The organism is Frigidibacter sp. SD6-1, assembly GCF_030143255.1.
Lineage (GTDB): Bacteria > Pseudomonadota > Alphaproteobacteria > Rhodobacterales > Rhodobacteraceae > TMP-24.
The window spans coordinates 1-816 of sequence record NZ_JARJNR010000036.1 but is presented as its reverse complement, the minus strand read 5'-3'; the positions used below and the strand labels follow the sequence as shown (position 1 = coordinate 816).

Sequence of the window (816 nt, the reverse complement as noted above, 5' to 3'; positions counted from 1 at the left end):
ATCGAGGTCGCAGGCGCGCATACCTACTTCGCGGGCGAGCTGGAGGCGTGGAGCCATAATGCAGGCTCGCGGATTGGGCGCATCGCAGCGCTTACCATGCAACTTCTTACCAGCTGCGTTGATGAGGGTGATCCCTTTAGTTCGGGCGATGAGCGGTTACAGTTTCCAACCACAAATCCGGAAGAACTCCCCGATCCGGTCCAACCCAAGAAGAACCCACCGAAGAAAGGTAAGATTTGCCCGATTAATAAGTATAAAGGTGAAGGCGCGCGTATAACCAAGTTCTCCACGAGACTACTAAAGCTGTTCAAATGATCGCCGTGAAAACCATCGATGATCTCCTTGCAGAGATTGAAAGTTCAACCGTCGAGGAAGCCAGTCGGATTTCTGGATATGTCGCGCATTATATTGAAGAGCCGCGAGACATAAAAACTATCGCTGAGCGGTTGTTGGTAGTTCATGGCGGCGGCAATCAGAATATCGCTTTCCAGTGTGCGTGGCTCTTTAAGATGGCGGGAGATGAGGGGGGGCGGCGGAATATTCTTGCACGTCTTTCGCAGAGCGGGCATGCTCCGGCCATACACATCTTAGGGTGCATCAAGCGAGAAGAGGGACTCGACTCGGAAGCGCTTGATATGTTCGAAAAGTCCAAAGATCTTGGCTATCTCATCGCAGCGGCAGCCTATTATAAAATGCTTTCGCTGCGAGCGCGCTGGCCGAAACGCTGGTACTATTGGTGGCGATACAAATGGTCTTGGAATGAGGCGCAGTATGAAAAGAAGGTAAGGGGACTGCCCGATCTGTCGTCGACATGGA

2 protein-coding genes are annotated in these 816 nt (G+C 52.2%); both read left to right on the top strand.

Translation table 11 applies throughout. The annotated features are described in order from the left end of the window. Window positions 1-315 (top strand): hypothetical protein (locus P0645_RS19270; protein ID WP_284166176.1); only part of this gene is annotated, 315 nt, incomplete at its 5' end. Further along, a partial coding sequence (locus P0645_RS19265) for a hypothetical protein (RefSeq protein WP_284166175.1) occupies window positions 312-816 on the top strand: 505 nt, incomplete at its 3' end. The genes P0645_RS19270 and P0645_RS19265, both read left to right, overlap by 4 nt.